The sequence below is a fragment of the Streptomyces sp. NPDC007917 genome, assembly GCF_042959105.1.
Classification (GTDB): domain Bacteria; phylum Actinomycetota; class Actinomycetes; order Streptomycetales; family Streptomycetaceae; genus Streptomyces.
The window spans coordinates 215,948-231,869 of sequence record NZ_JBIBKK010000007.1 but is presented as its reverse complement, the minus strand read 5'-3'; the positions used below and the strand labels follow the sequence as shown (position 1 = coordinate 231,869).

Sequence of the window (15,922 nt, the reverse complement as noted above, 5' to 3'; positions counted from 1 at the left end):
CGCCCGGCCGCGGCCCAGCCGCACCGAAACGAATCTGCCCCTACCGCGTCTGTCAGGCGGCGGTCCCCCGATGGTTCTCCGGCGCCGTGCCAAGGACCCATACCCCGGAGGTTGCAGGAAACAATGAAACCCCTACGTTCGTCGAGAAGCAGGCGGATCGCCGGTGCCACGATCGCCGTCGGTGCCCTGATGGCCACCGCGGCGTGTGGCGGCGGCTCCAAAGACGACAAGGGCGAGGGCGCCGGTTTCAACGCCGCGGTGACGGGCATCGCCAGCAAGTCGACCAAGACGGGCGGCACGCTGAAGTTCGTCAACAAGCAGGACTTCGACTCGCTCGACCCGCAGCGCCAGTACTACGGCTTCGCCTGGGACTTCGCGCGGTTCTACACGCGCCAACTGATCACCTACGCGCCCAAGCCGGGCAAGGAGAGCAACAAGCTCGTCCCCGACCTGGCCACCTCCAACGCCAAGATCACCGACGGCGGCAAGACCTACACGTACACCCTGCGTGACGGGATCACCTGGGAGGACGGCTCGCCGATCACCGCCCAGGACATCAAGTACGGCATCGAGCGCATCTGGGCCAAGGACGTCGTCTCCGGCGGCCCGGCCTATCTGCGCCAGGTCCTCGACCCCGACGGCAAGTACAAGGGCCCGTACAAGGACACCTCCAAGGACAAGCTGGGCCTGAAGGCGATCGAGACGCCTGACGCGAAGACGATCATCTTCCGTCTGCCCAAGCCCAACGGTGACTTCGAGCAGATGCTGGCCATGCCCACCGGCTCGCCCGTGAAGGCTTCCAAGGACACCGGCGCCAAGTACACCAACCGGCCCTTCTCCTCCGGCCCGTACAAGGTCGAGTCGTACAAGCCGGGCAAGGGCGCGGTGCTGGTCCGCAACACCAAGTGGAAGAAGGAGTCCGACCCGATCCGCCCGGCCCTGCCGGACAAGATCACGGTGGACTTCAACTCCAACCTGGACGCCATCGACCAGCGGCTGATCAAGGGCGACTACGACGTCTTCCTCAGCGCCACCGGCATGAGCCAGGCCGGCCGCAGCGACGCGCTCAAGCAGCACAAGGGCAACGTCGACAACATCCCGACGAGCTTCGTCCGCTACGTCGACTTCGTCACCAAGGTCAAGCCGTTCGACAACGTCCACTGCCGCAAGGCGGTCTTCTACGCCACCGACTACAAGGCGCTGCAGACCACCCGCGGTGGCCCGCAGGCCGGCGGTGACATCGCTCCCAACATGCTCCCCAAGAGCATCGCGGGCTCGGACGACTACGACCCGTACGGCGTCCTCGAGCGCAAGGGCGCGCCGGACGTGGCCAAGGCCAAGGACGAGCTGAAGCAGTGCGGCAAGCCGGGCGGCTTCAAGACCAACATCGTCGCCCGTACCGACCAGCCGAACGAGGTCGAGGCCGCCGAGACGCTCCAGGAGTCGCTGGCCAAGGTCGGCATCGACATCGAGGTCAACAACATCGACGGCGCCGCCTCGGCGAGCATCACCGGCTCCCCCGAGGTGATGAAGAAGCGCGGCTACGGTCTGTCCATGACCGGCTGGGGCCCCGACTTCCCGACCGGCCAGGGCTTCGAGCAGCCGCTGATCGACGGCCGCTTCATCCAGCAGACCGGTAACTACAACGTCTCCGAGACCGACGACCCGAAGATCAACGGACTCTTCGACGACGCGCTCAAGGAGACCGACCCGGCCAAGGCGGGCGAGATCTACAAGGAGATCAACCACGCCATCGCCGACAAGGCCGTGCAGATGCCCTTCCTCTACGAGAAGAACATCACCTGGCGCAGCTCGCGGCTGACGAACGCCTTCTCGTCGGGGGCCTACAACGGCCGTTACGACTACTCCCAGCTCGGCGTCGTCAAGTGATGGTTCGCCAAGCGACCGTCACACCCCACCATCGCCGAACCGTATAGGCCCGAAGGGCAGGTGATGGCCGCGGGCGGTGGTCCGGGCGCTCCCCGATCGGGGGCCCCGGACCACCGCCGGGCCGCGCACAGTGCTTGCTTATGTCATCCGGCGCTTGTTCGCCGTCATCATGATGCTGTTGGTCGTCACGCTCACGACCTTCGCCATCTTCTTCATGATCCCGAAGTGGGCCGGTTCCGATCCCGCGCTCCTCTTCGTCGGCAAACAGTCCGACCCGGAGGCCATCGAGGGCATCAGACAGAAGCTGAGCCTCGACGATCCGCTGCTGGTGCAGTTCTGGCACTTCATCGAGGGTCTGTTCGTCGGGCGTGACTATGCCAACGGCAGTGACGTCACCCATTGCCCCGCGCCCTGCTTCGGCTACTCCTTCCGCACCGAGCAGGCGGTGTGGCCGCAGCTGACCGACGCCATGCCGGTCACCCTCTCGCTCGCCGCGGGCGCCTGTGTGCTGTGGCTGGTCGGCGGTGTCCTCACCGGTGTCGTCTCCGCGCTGCGCCGGGGCACCCTGTGGGACCGCGCGGCAATGGGCGTCGCCCTCGCCGGTGTCTCGCTGCCCATCTACTTCACCGGCCTGCTCTCCCTGGCCGTCTTCAGCTACCAACTGAACTGGATCGACGCGGACTACACGAGCATCGGCGACGACCCGGCCGTGTGGTTCCAGAGCCTGATCCTTCCCTGGATCACCCTGGCCTTCCTCTACGCCGCGACCTACGCCCGGCTCACCCGCGCCACCATGCTGGAGATCCTGGGCGAGGACTACATCCGCACGGCCCGCGCCAAGGGCCTGCGGGAGCGCGTCGTGATCGGACGGCACGCCATGCGCTCCACCTGGACCCCGATCCTCACCCTGCTCGGTCTGGACCTCGGTGCCCTGCTGGGCGGCGCGGTGCTGACCGAGACCACGTACAACCTGCCGGGCCTCGGCCGGCTCGCGGTGACCGCGATCACCAACAAGGACCTGCCGGTCATCCTCGGCGTCACCTTGATCGCGGCCCTGTTCATCGTGGTGGCCAACCTCATCGTGGACCTCCTGTACGCCGTCGTCGACCCGCGAGTGAGGCTCGGATGACCGATATCGAAAAGTCCGGGACCGACAAGCCCGCCAAGCTCGACAAGCCCGAGAAGACCGGCGATCTGCCGGCCACCGGCACCGCGCTCGGCGAGGTGGCCGCGGCCGGCTCCCCGGCGCCCACCGCCTTCCTCGAGGTGCGCGACCTCAAGGTCCACTTCCCGACGGACGACGGCCTGGTCAAGTCGGTGGACGGGCTCAGCTTCCGGCTGGAGAAGGGCAAGACGCTCGGCATCGTCGGCGAGTCCGGCTCCGGCAAGTCCGTCACCTCGCTGGGCATCATGGGCCTGCACACCGCCGGGCAGTACGGCCGGCGCAAGGCGCGGATCTCCGGCGAGATCTGGCTGAACGGGCAGGAGCTGCTGGGCGGCGACCCGGAGGAGGTGCGCAAGCTGCGCGGCCGTGAGATGGCGATGATCTTCCAGGATCCGCTGTCCGCGCTGCACCCCTACTACACCATCGGCCGCCAGATCAGCGAGGCGTACCGGGTCCACCACGACGTCACCAAGGACGTGGCCCGCAAGCGCGCCGTCGAGATGCTGGACCGCGTCGGCATCCCGCAGCCGGACAAGCGGGTGGACAGCTATCCGCACGAGTTCTCCGGCGGTATGCGGCAGCGCGCGATGATCGCGATGTCGCTGGTCAACAACCCCGAGCTGCTGATCGCCGATGAGCCGACCACCGCCCTGGACGTCACCGTGCAGGCGCAGATCCTCGACCTCATCCGGGATCTCCAGAAGGAGTTCGGCTCCGCGGTCATCATCATCACCCACGACCTGGGCGTCGTCGCCGAGCTCGCCGACGACCTCCTGGTGATGTACGGCGGCCGCTGTGTCGAGCGCGGTCCGGCCGAGAAGGTCTTCTACGAGCCCCAGCACCCCTACACCTGGGGCCTGCTCGGCTCGATGCCGCGTATCGACCGCGACCAGACCGACCGCCTCATCCCGGTCAAGGGCTCCCCGCCCAGCCTGATCAACGTGCCGTCCGGCTGTGCCTTCCACCCGCGCTGCCCGTACGCCGATGTGCCCAAGGACAACATCACGCGCACGGAGCGGCCGGAGCTGCGTGTGGCCGGGAGTGGCGACCACTTCTCCGCGTGCCACATGACGCAGGAGGAGCGCACGCGGATCTGGACCGAAGAGATTGCGCCGAAGCTGTGACGGACACGAAGGATCCGAAGATGACGGTCCCGGAGCAGGCGACCACCACCCCCGAACCCCTGCTCAAGGTGTCCGGCCTGGTCAAGCACTTCCCCATCAAGAAGGGGCTGCTGCAGCGGCAGGCCGGCGCGGTGCAGGCGGTGGACGGCCTGGACTTCGACGTACGGCCCGGGGAGACCCTGGGCGTGGTGGGCGAGTCCGGGTGCGGCAAGTCCACCATGGGACGGCTGATCACCCGGCTGCTGGAACCCACCCGCGGGAAGATCGAGTTCGAGGGCAAGGACATCACACACCTCGGCACCGCCGGGATGCGGCCGATGCGCCGCGATGTGCAGATGATCTTCCAGGACCCGTACTCGTCGCTGAACCCCCGGCACACGATCGGCACCATCGTCGGCGCGCCCTTCCGGCTCCAGGGGGTCAAGCCGGAGGGCGGCATCAAGGCCGAGGTGCAGCGGCTGCTGGCGCTGGTCGGCCTCAACCCCGAGCACTACAACCGCTACCCGCACGAGTTCTCCGGCGGCCAGCGCCAGCGCATCGGCATCGCCCGGGCGCTCGCGCTCAAGCCCAAGCTGGTCGTCGCGGACGAGCCGGTCTCGGCGCTGGACGTCTCGATCCAGGCCCAGGTGGTCAACCTGCTGGACGACCTCCAGGACGAGCTCGGCCTCACGTATGTGATCATCGCGCACGACCTGTCGGTCATCCGGCACGTCTCGGACCGGATCGCGGTGATGTACCTCGGCAAGATCGTCGAGCTGGCGGACCGCAAGGACCTGTACGAGCGCCCCATGCACCCGTACACCAAGGCGCTGCTCTCGGCGGTGCCGGTGCCGGACCCCAGGCGGCGGGCCAAGCGCGAGCGGATCCTGCTCAAGGGCGATGTCCCCTCGCCGATCTCACCGCCCTCCGGCTGCCGCTTCCACACCCGGTGCTGGAAGGCGACCGAAGTGTGCAAACAGCAGGAGCCGCCGCTGGTCGCGCTGGCGACCGGGCACCAGGTGGCCTGCCACCACCCGGAGTCTGTATCCGATATGCGGCTACCGCCGCCTGGCCCCGACCAGGTCCCGGCGGAGAAGGCCGGGCCCGAGGCGGCGGCGAAGGTGGAGAAGAAGGTGGAGAAGGGGGACTAGCCCGGACTAGCCCAGGAGGGAGCGGCAGCGGCCCGGGGAGCGGTCGTCGAGCGGTCAGGGGGAGCGGCCCGAGGACGGGAACACCCGATGAGTAAAAATGTCGGGTGTTCATCGATCTGTTCAGCCCCTCCGTGCAGCACTCGCTCGAGCTCGCCGGAATCTTCGTCTTCGCGATATCCGGCGCGCTGCTCGGCGTGCGCAAGAACTTCGACGTCTTCGGCATGGCGGTGCTCGCGGAGGTCACCGCGCTGGGCGGCGGGGTGTTCCGTGATCTGGTCATCGGCGCCGCGCCGCCGGCCGCCTTCACCGACCTCGGCTACTTCCTCACCCCGCTCATCGCCACCACCATCGTCTTCTTCCTGCACCCCGAGGTGGAGCGGATCACCGTGGCGGTGGGCGTCTTCGACGCGGCCGGGCTCGGACTGTTCTGCGTCACCGGCACCATGAAGGCGTACGACCACGGGCTCGGCCTCACCTTCTGCGCCGTCCTCGGCATGACCACGGCGATCGGCGGCGGGGTGCTGCGCGACCTCCTCGCCCACGAGGTGCCCTCGCTGCTGCGCTGGGACCGCGATCTGTACGCGGTCCCGGCCATGGTGGGCGCGACGATCGCGGCGCTCCTCCTCCACTACGACGCGCTCACCGGGGGCACCAGCGCCCTCGCGGCCGCCGTGGCGTTCGCGGTCCGGCTGATGGCGATGCGTTTCGGATGGCGCGCGCCGCGCGCATGGAACCGGCGCAGCACGGCGGCCGAAGAGGTCTGACCGAGCGGGCCGGTCAGGGAGCGGTCGGCCCCGGCGGCGTTCACCGTGGTTGTATGGCGACTATCGGGGCCGCTGCCGTCCTGGCGGGGGCACCTCCCCGCGGTGGCCGGAGAGACCCGAGCCCTGAAAAAAAGGGGAGAAGCGCGGTGAAGGACACCTTGAGCTCGACCGAGGGCGGCCGCTCCGCCCTGCGCCTGGAGCGGCGGATCGCCCATCCGCCGGAGGAGGTCTGGCGGGCCCTGACCGAGCCCGCCCTGATGGCCCACTGGTTCCCCGCCGAGGTCCGGCTGGAGCCGAGGGCCGGCGGGCGGATCGACTTCGTCTTCCCCGGGTCCGACGTACCGGACACCCACGGGACCGTCACGGAGCTCGACCCGCCGCGCGTGTTCGCCTTCACCTGGGGCGACGACCAGCTCCGCTGGGAGCTGCGCCCTGAGGCCGACGGCTGCGCGCTGACCCTCACCCACACCTTCCGCGACCGCTTCGGCGCGGCCAGTTTCGCCTCCGGCTGGCACACCTGCGTCTCGGCGCTGGCCACCCTGCTGAACGGCGAGGCAGGCGGCGGGACAGGCGGCGAGACCGGCGACCAGGCCGGCGAGCAGGCCGGGGTCACGGCGGACATGGCCGAGCTGCACGAGCGCTACGTCGAGGCGTTCGGACTGGCCGAGGGGGTCGTCGAGACCACCGAGGACGGCTGGCGGCTGCGGTTCGAGCGGCAGCTGGTCCGTCCGGCCGAGACGGTGTGGCAGGCGCTGACCGGGCCGGCCGGCGCGGAGGGGCCGGTGGTCGGCGGCGCGGTGCCGATCGGGTTCCGTACGGACGCGGTCCCGCCCGGCCCGGTCGCGGAGGTGACCGCGCCCCGCGAGCTCGCCTACGACTGGCTCCTCGGCGGCCGACCGGTCGGCCGGGTCCGATGGCAGCTGACCGTCGGCACCGGCCACGGCGCCCGCCTGATCCTCACCCAGACCGGCCCGGCCGGGGCCGACGAGGAGCGGGAGGCGGCGCTGGCCGAGTGGCGCAAGCACATCGCGCTGCTGGCCACGAAGCTGCTGCACATGCGGGGCTGAGGCTGAGCGCCCCGGCGGCGCGCTGCCGCGACGCGACGCGCTGCCGCGACGCCGACGCGCCTTCTCGTCTACTCGCCTACTCGCCGAGAAAGCCCAGCAGGGCCGCCGTGAGTTCGGCCGGGGCGTCCTCCTGGACGAGATGGCCCGCACCCTCGAACAGCCGCAGTCGCGCACCGGGGATCAGGGCCGCCAGCTCCCGCCCCCGCTCCGGCGGAATCCAGGAGTCCGCGGAGCCCCAGCAGACCAGGACGGGCAGCTCCAGCTCGCCGTACCGGCCCTGGATCTCATCGGTGAAGCGCTGGTCGTTCTGCGCCATCTGCCGGTACAGCGCGGCCTGCCCCTCGCCGTCGCACCACGGTGCGACGAGCCGGTCCAGGACCGCCGGATGCAGCCCGGGACCGCTCGCCGAGGCGACGTACTCGCGCACCAGAGCCCGGTGCAGCCCCGGCGGCAGCCGCTCGAAGACCTCGGCGTGCTCGCCGAGCAGCCGGTAGGTGGGTGAGCCCCAGGGGGCCAGGGCCACCGGGTCGGCCAGGGCCAGCCGGCGGTAGCGCGCCCCGTGCAGCAGATGGGCGCGCAGGGCGACGCAGCCGCCGAAGTCATGGGCGACGACGGCCGGCGCCCGCCGGTCCCCGGCCAGACCCCAGTGGTCGAGCAGTTCGGTGAAGACCCGGGCCTGGGCGGCCAGGGAGACGTCCTGGCCCGCGCGCTTCTCCGAGGCGCCGTAGCCGGGCATGTCCCAGACGTAGACCCGGTGGCGGTCGGCGAGCGCGCGGGCGACGGACCGCCAGACGTACGAGGAGAAGGGCGTGCCGTGGAGGAGGACGACCGGCGGGCGGTCCGGGTCGCCGAGCACGGCCCAGCGGACCTCGCCGGAGGAGCTGCGGTGGGTGCGGTCCAGTGTCCAGTCTGCCCAGTCGTCTGTCATGAGCAAAACGCTAGTTGCTCATGACAGTTTCTGTCGAGGCTCTTTCGTCAGCCGTTCTGCGGGGTCCCGGCGGCTTCGGCTGCGGCTTCGTCTGTGGTCTCGGTGACGGCTTCCGCGCCGGGGACGGGCAGCAGCCCGCGCTCGCCGAAGACCTTCTTGGCGACGAAGGTGGCGTTGAGCGCCTTGGGTATGCCGCAGTAGACGGCCGCGTGCAGCAGCGCTTCCGAGATCTCGGTGGGGGTGAGCCCCACGTTCAGCGCGGCGTTGATGTGCACCTCGAGCTGCGGCTCGCAGCCGCCGAGACCGGTGAGTATGCCGAGGGTGACCAGCTGTCGGTCCCGGGGGGCCAGCTCGGGGCGCGCGTACATGTCGCCGAAGGCCCAGGCGGCGACCTGGTGGCCGAGCTCGGGGGAGACGTCGGCCAGCGATTCGACCACTCGCTCCCCGACCTCGCCGTCGATCCGGCTGAGCACCTCCATGCCGTACTCGAACCGCTCCTGCTTGATCTTGTCGTTCGCGTTGCTCATGTCCTGAACGGTAGGAGTTGGAGCACACTCGAAGGCAAGCGGCCGGCCAGGCGGGGGCGAGCAGGGTGCGGCAGCGGCCGGGCAGGGCGCGGGTGCCGGGCTCCCCGTGCGCCCGGCACGCGCCCCCGCTGCGGCTCGTAGAATCGAGCCCACCATGGTTTACCTCGACCACGCCGCCACCACCCCGATGCTTCCGGAGGCGGTGCAGGCGATGACCGCCCAGCTCGCCGTCACCGGCAACGCCTCCTCGCTGCACGCCGCCGGCCGCCGGGCGCGCCGTACCGTCGAGGAGTCCCGCGAATCGCTCGCGGCCTCGCTGGGCGCGCGTCCAAGTGAAGTCGTCTTCACCTCGGGCGGGACCGAGGCCGACAACCTCGCGGTCAAGGGACTCTACTGGTCCCGCAGGGACGCCGACCCCGCCCGCACCCGCCTGCTCGCCAGCCCCGTCGAGCACCACGCGGTCCTCGACGCCGTCGACTGGCTCGCCGAGCACGAGGGCGCGCGGGTCGAGTGGCTGCCCGTCGACGCGTACGGGCGGGTCCACCCCGACGCGCTGCGGGAGGCGATCGCCCGCGACCCCTCCGATGTCGCGCTCGCGACCGTGATGTGGGCCAACAACGAGATCGGCACCGTCATGCCGGTGCCGGAACTGGCCGCCGTGGCGGCGGAGTTCGGGATTCCGCTGCATGCCGACGCGGTCCAGGCCTTCGGCCAGCTCGACCTCGACTTCGCCGCCTCGGGCGTGGCCGCGATGACGGTCAGCGGCCACAAGATAGGCGGGCCGTACGGCATCGGCGCGCTGCTCCTCGGCCGTGAGTGGACCCCGGCGCCGCTGCTGCACGGCGGCGGCCAGGAGCGCCAGGTGCGCTCCGGCACGCTCGACACCCCCGCCATCGCGGCCTTCGCGGTCGCGGCCGCCCATGCCGCCGAGCACCGCGAGGAGTTCGCGCGCGAGATCGGCGCGCTGCGCGACGCGCTGATCGGCGCCGTCCGGGCCGCCGTCCCCGACGCGATCCTGGGCGGTGACCCGGACCCGGCCGGCCGCCTCCCCGCCAACGCGCACTTCTCCTTCCCCGGCTGCGAGGGCGACTCGCTGCTCCTGCTGCTGGACGCGCGGGGCATCGAGTGCTCGACCGGCTCGGCCTGCACCGCGGGCGTGGCCCAGCCCAGCCATGTCGTCCTGGCCACCGGCACCGACCCCGACCTGGCGCGCGGCACGCTGCGCTTCTCGCTCGGCCATACGTCCACCAAGGCGGATGTGGAGGCGGTGGCGGACGCGATCGGCCCGGTGGTGGAGCGGGCGCGCGGCGCGGGCCTGAGCTAGGGCGCGATCGGCCGCACGAGGATAAGCACAGCCAAAGGCTGGACCAATGGCGGAATTCACCGTGGCGAAAAATGCCCCGAGCTGAATCGGGATATTTTTCCGACCCGGCTGAGAATCCTTCCCCGGCGGTTAGTCTCTCCCCGGAATGCAACCCCCTTCCGAGGAGGCTCGATGATGAGATTTTCGGTGAGACGGAGCATGGCCGCCGCCGCAATTGCCGCGACGGCTCTCATAGGAACGAGTGCGACGGCGCAGGCCACACCGGCCAATTTGGAATACGAACCCGTAACCGGCATTCAGAACTGCTGGGTGGGCGGACACACCTGGTTCGGTGTCCAGGGCGGCGAGGTCGAGGTCGCGGCCTGCTACGACATCCAGAAGGACGACCAGGGGTACAAGGTCGCCTCGGTTATCCGGATACGGCGGGAAGAGGGAACCCCGGCCCCGGTGAACCTCACGACCTTCGTGACCGGCGGCGAGGACCAGAGCGCCACGGCGGCGACCGTCGACGTCTCCAAGGACTCCGTCTGGCACGAAGTGCGCAGCCCCTGGAATCGGGCGTCCGGCGTCTATAACGCATACGGCAGCTACTTCGCTCCCGGGATGAAAGACGAGAACGGCTGGCCGGTGACGACGCCGCGCGAGCTCGATTTCATGCACAACGGCCACATCTGGCTCCCATGAACTCCGCGAGACCATGGCTCACCGGTCGGCCAGGGCCGCGCGCACCAGCCGTAGATAGCGGTCCCAGTCCCAGTGCGGCCCGGGGTCGGTGTGGTCGGTGCCCGGCACCTCGGAGTGGTTGACGATGTGGTCGCGGTCCGCCGGGAATCCGTACCGCCGGCAGATCCTGGCCGTCAGCCGCGCCGAGGCCTGGTACATCGGGTCCGTGAAGGAGCTCGCCCGGTCCACGAACCCCTCGTGCTCGATGCCTACGCTGCGCTCGTTGTACGGGCGGTTTCCCGCGTGGAAGGCGACGTCCAACTCGCGGACCGTCTGCGCGATACGCCCGTCGCGGCGCACCACATAGTGAGCCGCGGCGCCGTGGCTCGGGTCCCGGAACGCCTCCAGCGCGTCGTAGTAGCTCCCCTGGACGACATGGATCACCACCCGGTCGACCGTGTAGTCGTACGGCCGGTCCGCCCGCCGCCAGTTCAGCGGCGAGGCCGGGACCCACTGCGCCCCCGGATAGTCGACCGCGCCCTCCTCGCGCGGCTGGTCCACGCCGGGCAGCCGCCACCACAGCCGCTCCAGCTCGCCCCGCGCCGCATAGCCGACCCCGGCCAGCCCGGCGGCGACCCCGCCGATCAGCAGCGCCCGTCTCCCGAGGCGCCGCCGGCCGCCGGGCACGCCGTCGCCGGGCGGCCCCTGGCCGCCGCCGTCCTTGCCGGAGCCCGCGCGGTCCGGGGCGGCGGCGTCCGTGGTCTCGCTCATGGAACTGTCAACGGGCGGCGTGGCGCGCCCGGTTCCACGGCGGTTGTCGGATCATGGCGCAAACCGAACGCCGAGGGACAGACCGCTCTATCCCCAGGTAGATGAAAGTTGGACCATCTAGTGACTCGACAGTGACTCGACGAGGAGTGAACAGCATGCGCATTGGGTTCTCGCTGCCCCAGTTCGGCGCTCTGGCGCAGCGCCCGGAGGAGGTGGCGCGGTTCGCGCGGCAGGCCGAGGAACTCGGCGCGGCGAGCCTGTGGGTCGGCGACCGGCTGCTCGACCCGGTCCATCCGACCGTCGGATACGCGGGCGCCGATACGATCCCGCCGGAATTCCGCACCGCCCTGGACCCCTTCGCCACGCTGGCCACCGCCGCCGCCGTCACCGAACGGGTCCAGCTGGGCAGCAACGTCATCAACGCCCCCTGGTACCCGCCGGCCGTGCTGGCCCGCTCCCTCACCACCATCGACGCGATGAGCGCGGGGCGGCTGCTGGTCGGGCTCGGCACCGGCTGGTCCCCGGAGGAGTACGAGGCCGTGAACGTCCCGATGGCCGAGCGCGGCCGCCGCCTCGACGAAATCCTCGACGCCCTGACGGCCTGGTGGACCACCAACCCCGTCGAATACCGCGGCGAACACTGGACCGTGCCCGCCTCGTACATCGACCTCAAGCCGGCCACCCGCCCCCACCCGCCCGTCTACCTGGGAGGCTGGGCCCCCACCGCCCTGCGCCGGGTGGCCCGCCGCGCCGACGGCTGGCTGCCGATCGCCGTCCCGCCCGTACCGTTCGACGCCCAAGCCGCCGTCATCGGTCCCATGGCCACCATCCGGGAGGCGGCCGAGCGCGAGGGCCGGGACCCCGCCGCGCTGGACGCGATCCTGCGGGTCAACCCTTCGTCCGAGGCCACGGTCCGGGACGTGACGACGGTGCTGTCCCGGGCGGAGGCGGAGGCGGGCGTGGACCACGCCTTCGTGGACCTGATCTATCTGGCCAAGGACGTGGACCAGGCCCTGGACCTGGCGCAGCGCATCCTGGAGGGCGCAAGCGCCGCCTGACTGCTCTACTACTCTCCGTAACGATCAGCCGGGGAGCCGACCGCCCACCCCCAGGGCCTACCCTGGAGGGGCTATGAATGACTTCCCCGGTGCGCCCACAGGTCCCCGCGACGGCCGTCGCCTGCGCGTCCTCGCCGCCATGTCCGGCGGCGTGGACTCCGCGGTCGCGGCCGCGCGCGCGGCCGAGGCGGGCCATGACGTGACCGGCGTCCACCTCGCCCTCTCCGCCAACCCGCAGTCCTTCCGCACCGGCGCCCGCGGCTGCTGCACCATCGAGGACTCGCGCGACGCCCGCCGCGCCGCGGACATCATCGGCATCCCGTTCTACGTATGGGACCTCGCCGAGCGCTTCCGCGAGGACGTGGTGGACAACTTCATCTCCGAGTACGAGGCCGGGCGCACCCCCAACCCCTGTCTGCGCTGCAACGAGAAGATCAAGTTCGCGGCGCTCCTCGACAAGGCCCTGGCCCTCGGCTTCGACGCCGTCTGCACCGGCCACTACGCCACCGTCGTCCACCGCGAGGACGGCACCCGCGAGCTGCACCGCGCCTCCGACATGGCCAAGGACCAGTCGTACGTCCTCGGCGTCCTCGACGAGCGCCAGCTGGCCCACGCCATGTTCCCGCTCGGCGACACCCTCACCACCAAGGACGAGATCCGCGCCGAGGCCGAGCGGCGCGGCCTGGCCGTCGCCAAGAAGCCCGACAGCCACGACATCTGCTTCATCGCCGACGGCGACACCCAGGGCTTCCTGGCCAAGCACCTCGGCACGGCCGAGGGCGACATCGTCGACGAGGACGGCCGCAAGCTCGGCACCCACGAGGGCGCGTACGGCTTCACCATCGGCCAGCGCAAGGGCCTGCGCATCGGCCACCCCGCCCCCGACGGCAAGCCGCGCTACGTCCTGGACATCTCCCCGGTGAACAACACCGTCACCGTCGGCCCCGCCGAAGCCCTGGACATCACCTCCCTCACCGCCATCACCCCCCGCTGGTGCGGCACCCCACCCACCGCCCCCGCCACCTACACCGCCCAACTGCGCGCCCACGGCGGCGAAACCGAGGTGACGGCCGCACCCGTCGACGGTGACGGCGACGGCGGCGGCGCACTGCGCGTGACCTTCGCCGAACCGGTCCGTGGCGTGGCCCCGGGCCAGGCGATCGTGCTGTACGACGGGACGCGGGTCGTGGGCTCGGCGACGATCGCGACGACGGAGCGGGCGGAGCGGGCCACGTCGGCGAGCTGACGCCTGGCGACGTCAAGCAGAGGTTGGACAACGCTCAGTCCGAGCCCGGAGCAGGGGGATGACCCCGGCGGGGTGGTTGCGTGCGATCCGCCGTGTCCCAACAGCCCCCGGATGCGGTTCCGTGCCGTGAAAATCGGGACAACTGGGCTGCCTGGCACGCCCGATCAGGCTCCGCGTCTTGACGGCGAGTGCCACCTGATGCAGTTTATGTTTCTGGCACATCACGAGAAACTTTCCTTTACGTACGGCATTTTTGAGGACGCACGAGGACGGCCGGCCGACGGTCGGATCCAGCACCGCCCAGTTCTTCGCCAAGGCGCGCATTGCTGCCTTGCCCCCTCACGCGAGGAGAGTGGTCTTCCATGTCCTGGCTCTCTGCGGAGCCTCCTCTCCGCCCGGTCTTCGCTGTGGTCACCGGTTCGATCGCCGACGAGTCCCCGGCCGGCGGCCGGCACCAGGTCCGCGGTCCGTACCGGCGACGCCCTGAGGGCGCGGGTGGCTGAGCACCGGCACTGATCCGGTACGACGGCGGCAGCCGGGGATCCGCATCCGCAGCGCCCCGCGCGGGCCCCCGGTCTCTGGCCCGGTGCCCACGGACCGCCGCGCACCGCACCACATCGACAGTCCGGAGAGCCTCTGACGGGGCCGGCCGGAAACCCGCTCACTCAAGGGAGCATGAGGTCCCCATGCGCAGATTGAGTTTCAGCCGCAGACGTATGTCCGTGGTGCTCGCCGCTACGGTTACGGCCCTGATCTCGTTGGCGGCGATGCTCGTCGCCAGTCCGGCTCAGGCGGCCACCAGCGGCGCCTTGCGCGGTGTCGGTTCCGGCCGGTGTCTCGATGTGCCGGGTGCCAGCCAGACCGAGGGCACGAACGTGCAGATCTGGGACTGCATCGGCGGGGCCAATCAGCAGTGGACGCTGACGGACAGCAACCAGCTGACCGTATACGGCAACAAGTGCCTGGACGTCCCGGGCCACGCCAACACGGCCGGTACCCGGCCGGTGATCTGGGCCTGTAACGGCGGTACGAACCAGCAGTGGCGGGTGAACTCCGACGGCACGGTCGTCGCCGTGGAGTCCGGGCTGTGCCTGGACGTGTCGGGCGGCGCTACGGCCAACGGCACGGCGGTGCAGCTCTGGCCGTGCAGCGGCACCAGCAACCAGAAGTGGACCGGCCTGTCCGGAGGGGGCGGCACGTGTTCCCTTCCGTCGACGTACCGGTGGTCCTCGACGGGCTCGTTGGCGCAGCCGGCGAACGGGTGGAACTCGCTGAAGGACTTCACCAACGTGGTGTACAACGGCAAGCACCTGGTCTACGGCTCGAACGTGTCAGGGGGGACGTCGTACGGCTCGATGGCGTTCAGCCCCTTCACGAACTGGTCGGACATGGCGTCGACCGGCCAGACCGGGATGAGCCAGGCCGCGGTGGCGCCCACGCTGATCTACTTCGCGCCCAAGAACATCTGGGTGCTGGCCTCCCAGTGGGGTGCCTCGCCCTTCATCTATCGCACCTCCAGCGACCCCACCAACCCCAACGGCTGGTCCTCCCCGCAGCCGCTGTTCACCGGCAGCATCCCGGGCAGCGGCCCGCTCGACCAGACCCTGATCGCCGACGACAAGACCATGTACATGTTCTTCGCCGGCGACAACGGCAACATCTACCAGGCGAGCATGCCGATCGGGGACTTCCCGGGCAGCTTCGGCTCCTCGTACAAGACGATCATGACCGACACGACGGCCAATCTGTTCGAGGCACCGGAGGTCTACAAGGTCCAGGGCCAGAACCAGTACCTCATGATCGTCGAGGCAATGGGTGCCAACGGGCGCTTCTTCCGCTCGTTCACCGCCTCCAGCCTGAACGGTCCGTGGACCCCGCAGGCCGCCACCGAGTCCAACCCCTTCGCGGGCAAGGCCAACAGCGGTGCCACCTGGACCAACGACATCAGCCACGGTGACCTGGTCCGCACCAACCCCGACCAGACCAAGACCATCGACCCCTGCAACCTGCAGTTCCTCTACCAGGGCCTGAACCCCGCCGCCGTCACCCCGGGCATGCCCTACAACGAGCTGCCCTGGCGGCCGGCCGTGCTGACCCTGCAACGCTGACCAGCCCACGGTGATCGCCATGTGGTGCGGTCCGCCGACGCGTAGAAGAGCGGTCTACGGCGTGGGCGACTTCACCCGCTGACCGATACTCACCGCCTTGAGGAACCCCAGCCGCGCCTCGGCCGGGGTTCCTCTCTTTCGTGGACTTTCCTCGTGG

The 15,922-nt window shown here is 70.3% G+C and carries 14 protein-coding genes; 11 read left to right on the top strand and 3 right to left on the bottom strand.

Going from position 1 to position 15,922, the window contains the following annotated elements; genetic code table 11:
* The first annotated feature begins 123 nt into the window (after nt 1-123).
* The 6 genes from ACFZDL_RS16170 (at nt 124) to ACFZDL_RS16145 (ending at nt 7,140) form a co-directional block, all read left to right on the top strand.
* On the top strand, nt 124-1,890 hold the full coding sequence (locus ACFZDL_RS16170) for an ABC transporter substrate-binding protein (protein WP_353595656.1): 1,767 nt from the start codon (nt 124-126) through the stop codon (nt 1,888-1,890).
* Between the two features lie 154 nt (nt 1,891-2,044).
* Nucleotides 2,045-3,019: an ABC transporter permease gene (locus ACFZDL_RS16165; RefSeq protein ID WP_353595655.1), complete on the top strand. Its 975-nt coding sequence runs from the start codon at nt 2,045-2,047 to the stop codon at nt 3,017-3,019.
* Nucleotides 3,016-4,179: an ABC transporter ATP-binding protein gene (locus tag ACFZDL_RS16160; RefSeq protein ID WP_353595654.1), complete on the top strand. Its 1,164-nt coding sequence runs from the start codon at nt 3,016-3,018 to the stop codon at nt 4,177-4,179. The genes ACFZDL_RS16165 and ACFZDL_RS16160 overlap by 4 nt, the downstream gene beginning before the upstream one ends.
* Nucleotides 4,180-4,199: 20 nt before the next feature.
* Nucleotides 4,200-5,309 carry a dipeptide ABC transporter ATP-binding protein gene (locus ACFZDL_RS16155; protein WP_353595653.1) on the top strand — a complete coding sequence of 370 codons (1,110 nt, stop codon included), beginning with the start codon at nt 4,200-4,202 and terminating at the stop codon, nt 5,307-5,309.
* 104 nt (nt 5,310-5,413) lie between these two features.
* Nucleotides 5,414-6,073, top strand: a complete 660-nt coding sequence (locus tag ACFZDL_RS16150) for a trimeric intracellular cation channel family protein (RefSeq protein WP_353595652.1) — start codon at nt 5,414-5,416, stop codon at nt 6,071-6,073.
* Between the two features lie 146 nt (nt 6,074-6,219).
* Nucleotides 6,220-7,140, top strand: a complete 921-nt coding sequence (locus ACFZDL_RS16145; protein WP_353595651.1) for an SRPBCC family protein — start codon at nt 6,220-6,222, stop codon at nt 7,138-7,140.
* Nucleotides 7,141-7,216: 76 nt separating this feature from the next.
* Here the strand turns inward: ACFZDL_RS16145 and ACFZDL_RS16140 are convergent, their stop codons facing one another.
* Nucleotides 7,217-8,068, bottom strand: a complete 852-nt coding sequence (locus ACFZDL_RS16140) for an alpha/beta hydrolase (protein WP_353595650.1) — start codon at nt 8,066-8,068, stop codon at nt 7,217-7,219.
* Nucleotides 8,069-8,115: 47 nt separating this feature from the next.
* Nucleotides 8,116-8,595 carry a carboxymuconolactone decarboxylase family protein gene (locus ACFZDL_RS16135; RefSeq protein WP_353595649.1) on the bottom strand — a complete coding sequence of 160 codons (480 nt, stop codon included), beginning with the start codon at nt 8,593-8,595 and terminating at the stop codon, nt 8,116-8,118.
* A gap of 154 nt (nt 8,596-8,749) precedes the next feature.
* Between ACFZDL_RS16135 and ACFZDL_RS16130 the strand changes: the two genes are divergently transcribed.
* The gene (locus tag ACFZDL_RS16130; RefSeq protein WP_353595648.1) at nt 8,750-9,919 is read left to right on the top strand and encodes a cysteine desulfurase family protein; all 1,170 of its coding nucleotides are present in this window, start codon (nt 8,750-8,752) and stop codon (nt 9,917-9,919) included.
* A gap of 198 nt (nt 9,920-10,117) precedes the next feature.
* The gene (locus ACFZDL_RS16125) at nt 10,118-10,603 is read left to right on the top strand and encodes a hypothetical protein (protein ID WP_353595647.1); all 486 of its coding nucleotides are present in this window, start codon (nt 10,118-10,120) and stop codon (nt 10,601-10,603) included.
* A gap of 18 nt (nt 10,604-10,621) precedes the next feature.
* On the opposite strand, the gene ACFZDL_RS16120 is transcribed toward ACFZDL_RS16125, so the two are convergent.
* Nucleotides 10,622-11,353: a peptidoglycan recognition family protein gene (locus ACFZDL_RS16120; RefSeq protein WP_353595646.1), complete on the bottom strand. Its 732-nt coding sequence runs from the start codon at nt 11,351-11,353 to the stop codon at nt 10,622-10,624.
* A gap of 155 nt (nt 11,354-11,508) precedes the next feature.
* Between ACFZDL_RS16120 and ACFZDL_RS16115 the strand changes: the two genes are divergently transcribed.
* From ACFZDL_RS16115 to ACFZDL_RS16105, 3 genes are all read left to right on the top strand, one after another.
* The gene (locus ACFZDL_RS16115) at nt 11,509-12,411 is read left to right on the top strand and encodes a TIGR03619 family F420-dependent LLM class oxidoreductase (RefSeq protein ID WP_353595645.1); all 903 of its coding nucleotides are present in this window, start codon (nt 11,509-11,511) and stop codon (nt 12,409-12,411) included.
* A 73-nt stretch (nt 12,412-12,484) separates the two neighbouring features.
* Nucleotides 12,485-13,657, top strand: coding sequence for a tRNA 2-thiouridine(34) synthase MnmA (gene mnmA, locus ACFZDL_RS16110; RefSeq protein ID WP_353595644.1), 1,173 nt, complete (start codon nt 12,485-12,487; stop codon nt 13,655-13,657).
* Between the two features lie 686 nt (nt 13,658-14,343).
* Complete coding sequence (locus tag ACFZDL_RS16105) at nt 14,344-15,765, top strand: non-reducing end alpha-L-arabinofuranosidase family hydrolase (protein ID WP_353595643.1); 1,422 nt, start codon at nt 14,344-14,346, stop codon at nt 15,763-15,765.
* The last annotated feature ends 157 nt before the right edge of the window (nt 15,766-15,922 follow it).

Excerpts from the sequence above, each read along its gene's own strand:
- ACFZDL_RS16170 (WP_353595656.1), top strand. The coding sequence starts at position 124 with ATGAAACCCCTACGTTCGTCGAGAAGCAGGCGGATCGCCGGTGCCACG.
- ACFZDL_RS16160 (WP_353595654.1), top strand. The coding sequence starts at position 3,016 with ATGACCGATATCGAAAAGTCCGGGACCGACAAGCCCGCCAAGCTCGAC.
- ACFZDL_RS16155 (WP_353595653.1), top strand. The coding sequence starts at position 4,200 with ATGACGGTCCCGGAGCAGGCGACCACCACCCCCGAACCCCTGCTCAAG.
- ACFZDL_RS16140 (WP_353595650.1), bottom strand. The coding sequence starts at position 8,068 with ATGACAGACGACTGGGCAGACTGGACACTGGACCGCACCCACCGCAGC.
- ACFZDL_RS16135 (WP_353595649.1), bottom strand. The coding sequence starts at position 8,595 with ATGAGCAACGCGAACGACAAGATCAAGCAGGAGCGGTTCGAGTACGGC.
- ACFZDL_RS16130 (WP_353595648.1), top strand. The coding sequence starts at position 8,750 with ATGGTTTACCTCGACCACGCCGCCACCACCCCGATGCTTCCGGAGGCG.
- ACFZDL_RS16125 (WP_353595647.1), top strand. The coding sequence starts at position 10,118 with ATGGCCGCCGCCGCAATTGCCGCGACGGCTCTCATAGGAACGAGTGCG.
- ACFZDL_RS16120 (WP_353595646.1), bottom strand. The coding sequence starts at position 11,353 with ATGAGCGAGACCACGGACGCCGCCGCCCCGGACCGCGCGGGCTCCGGC.
- ACFZDL_RS16115 (WP_353595645.1), top strand. The coding sequence starts at position 11,509 with ATGCGCATTGGGTTCTCGCTGCCCCAGTTCGGCGCTCTGGCGCAGCGC.
- mnmA (WP_353595644.1), top strand. The coding sequence starts at position 12,485 with ATGAATGACTTCCCCGGTGCGCCCACAGGTCCCCGCGACGGCCGTCGC.
- ACFZDL_RS16105 (WP_353595643.1), top strand. The coding sequence starts at position 14,344 with ATGCGCAGATTGAGTTTCAGCCGCAGACGTATGTCCGTGGTGCTCGCC.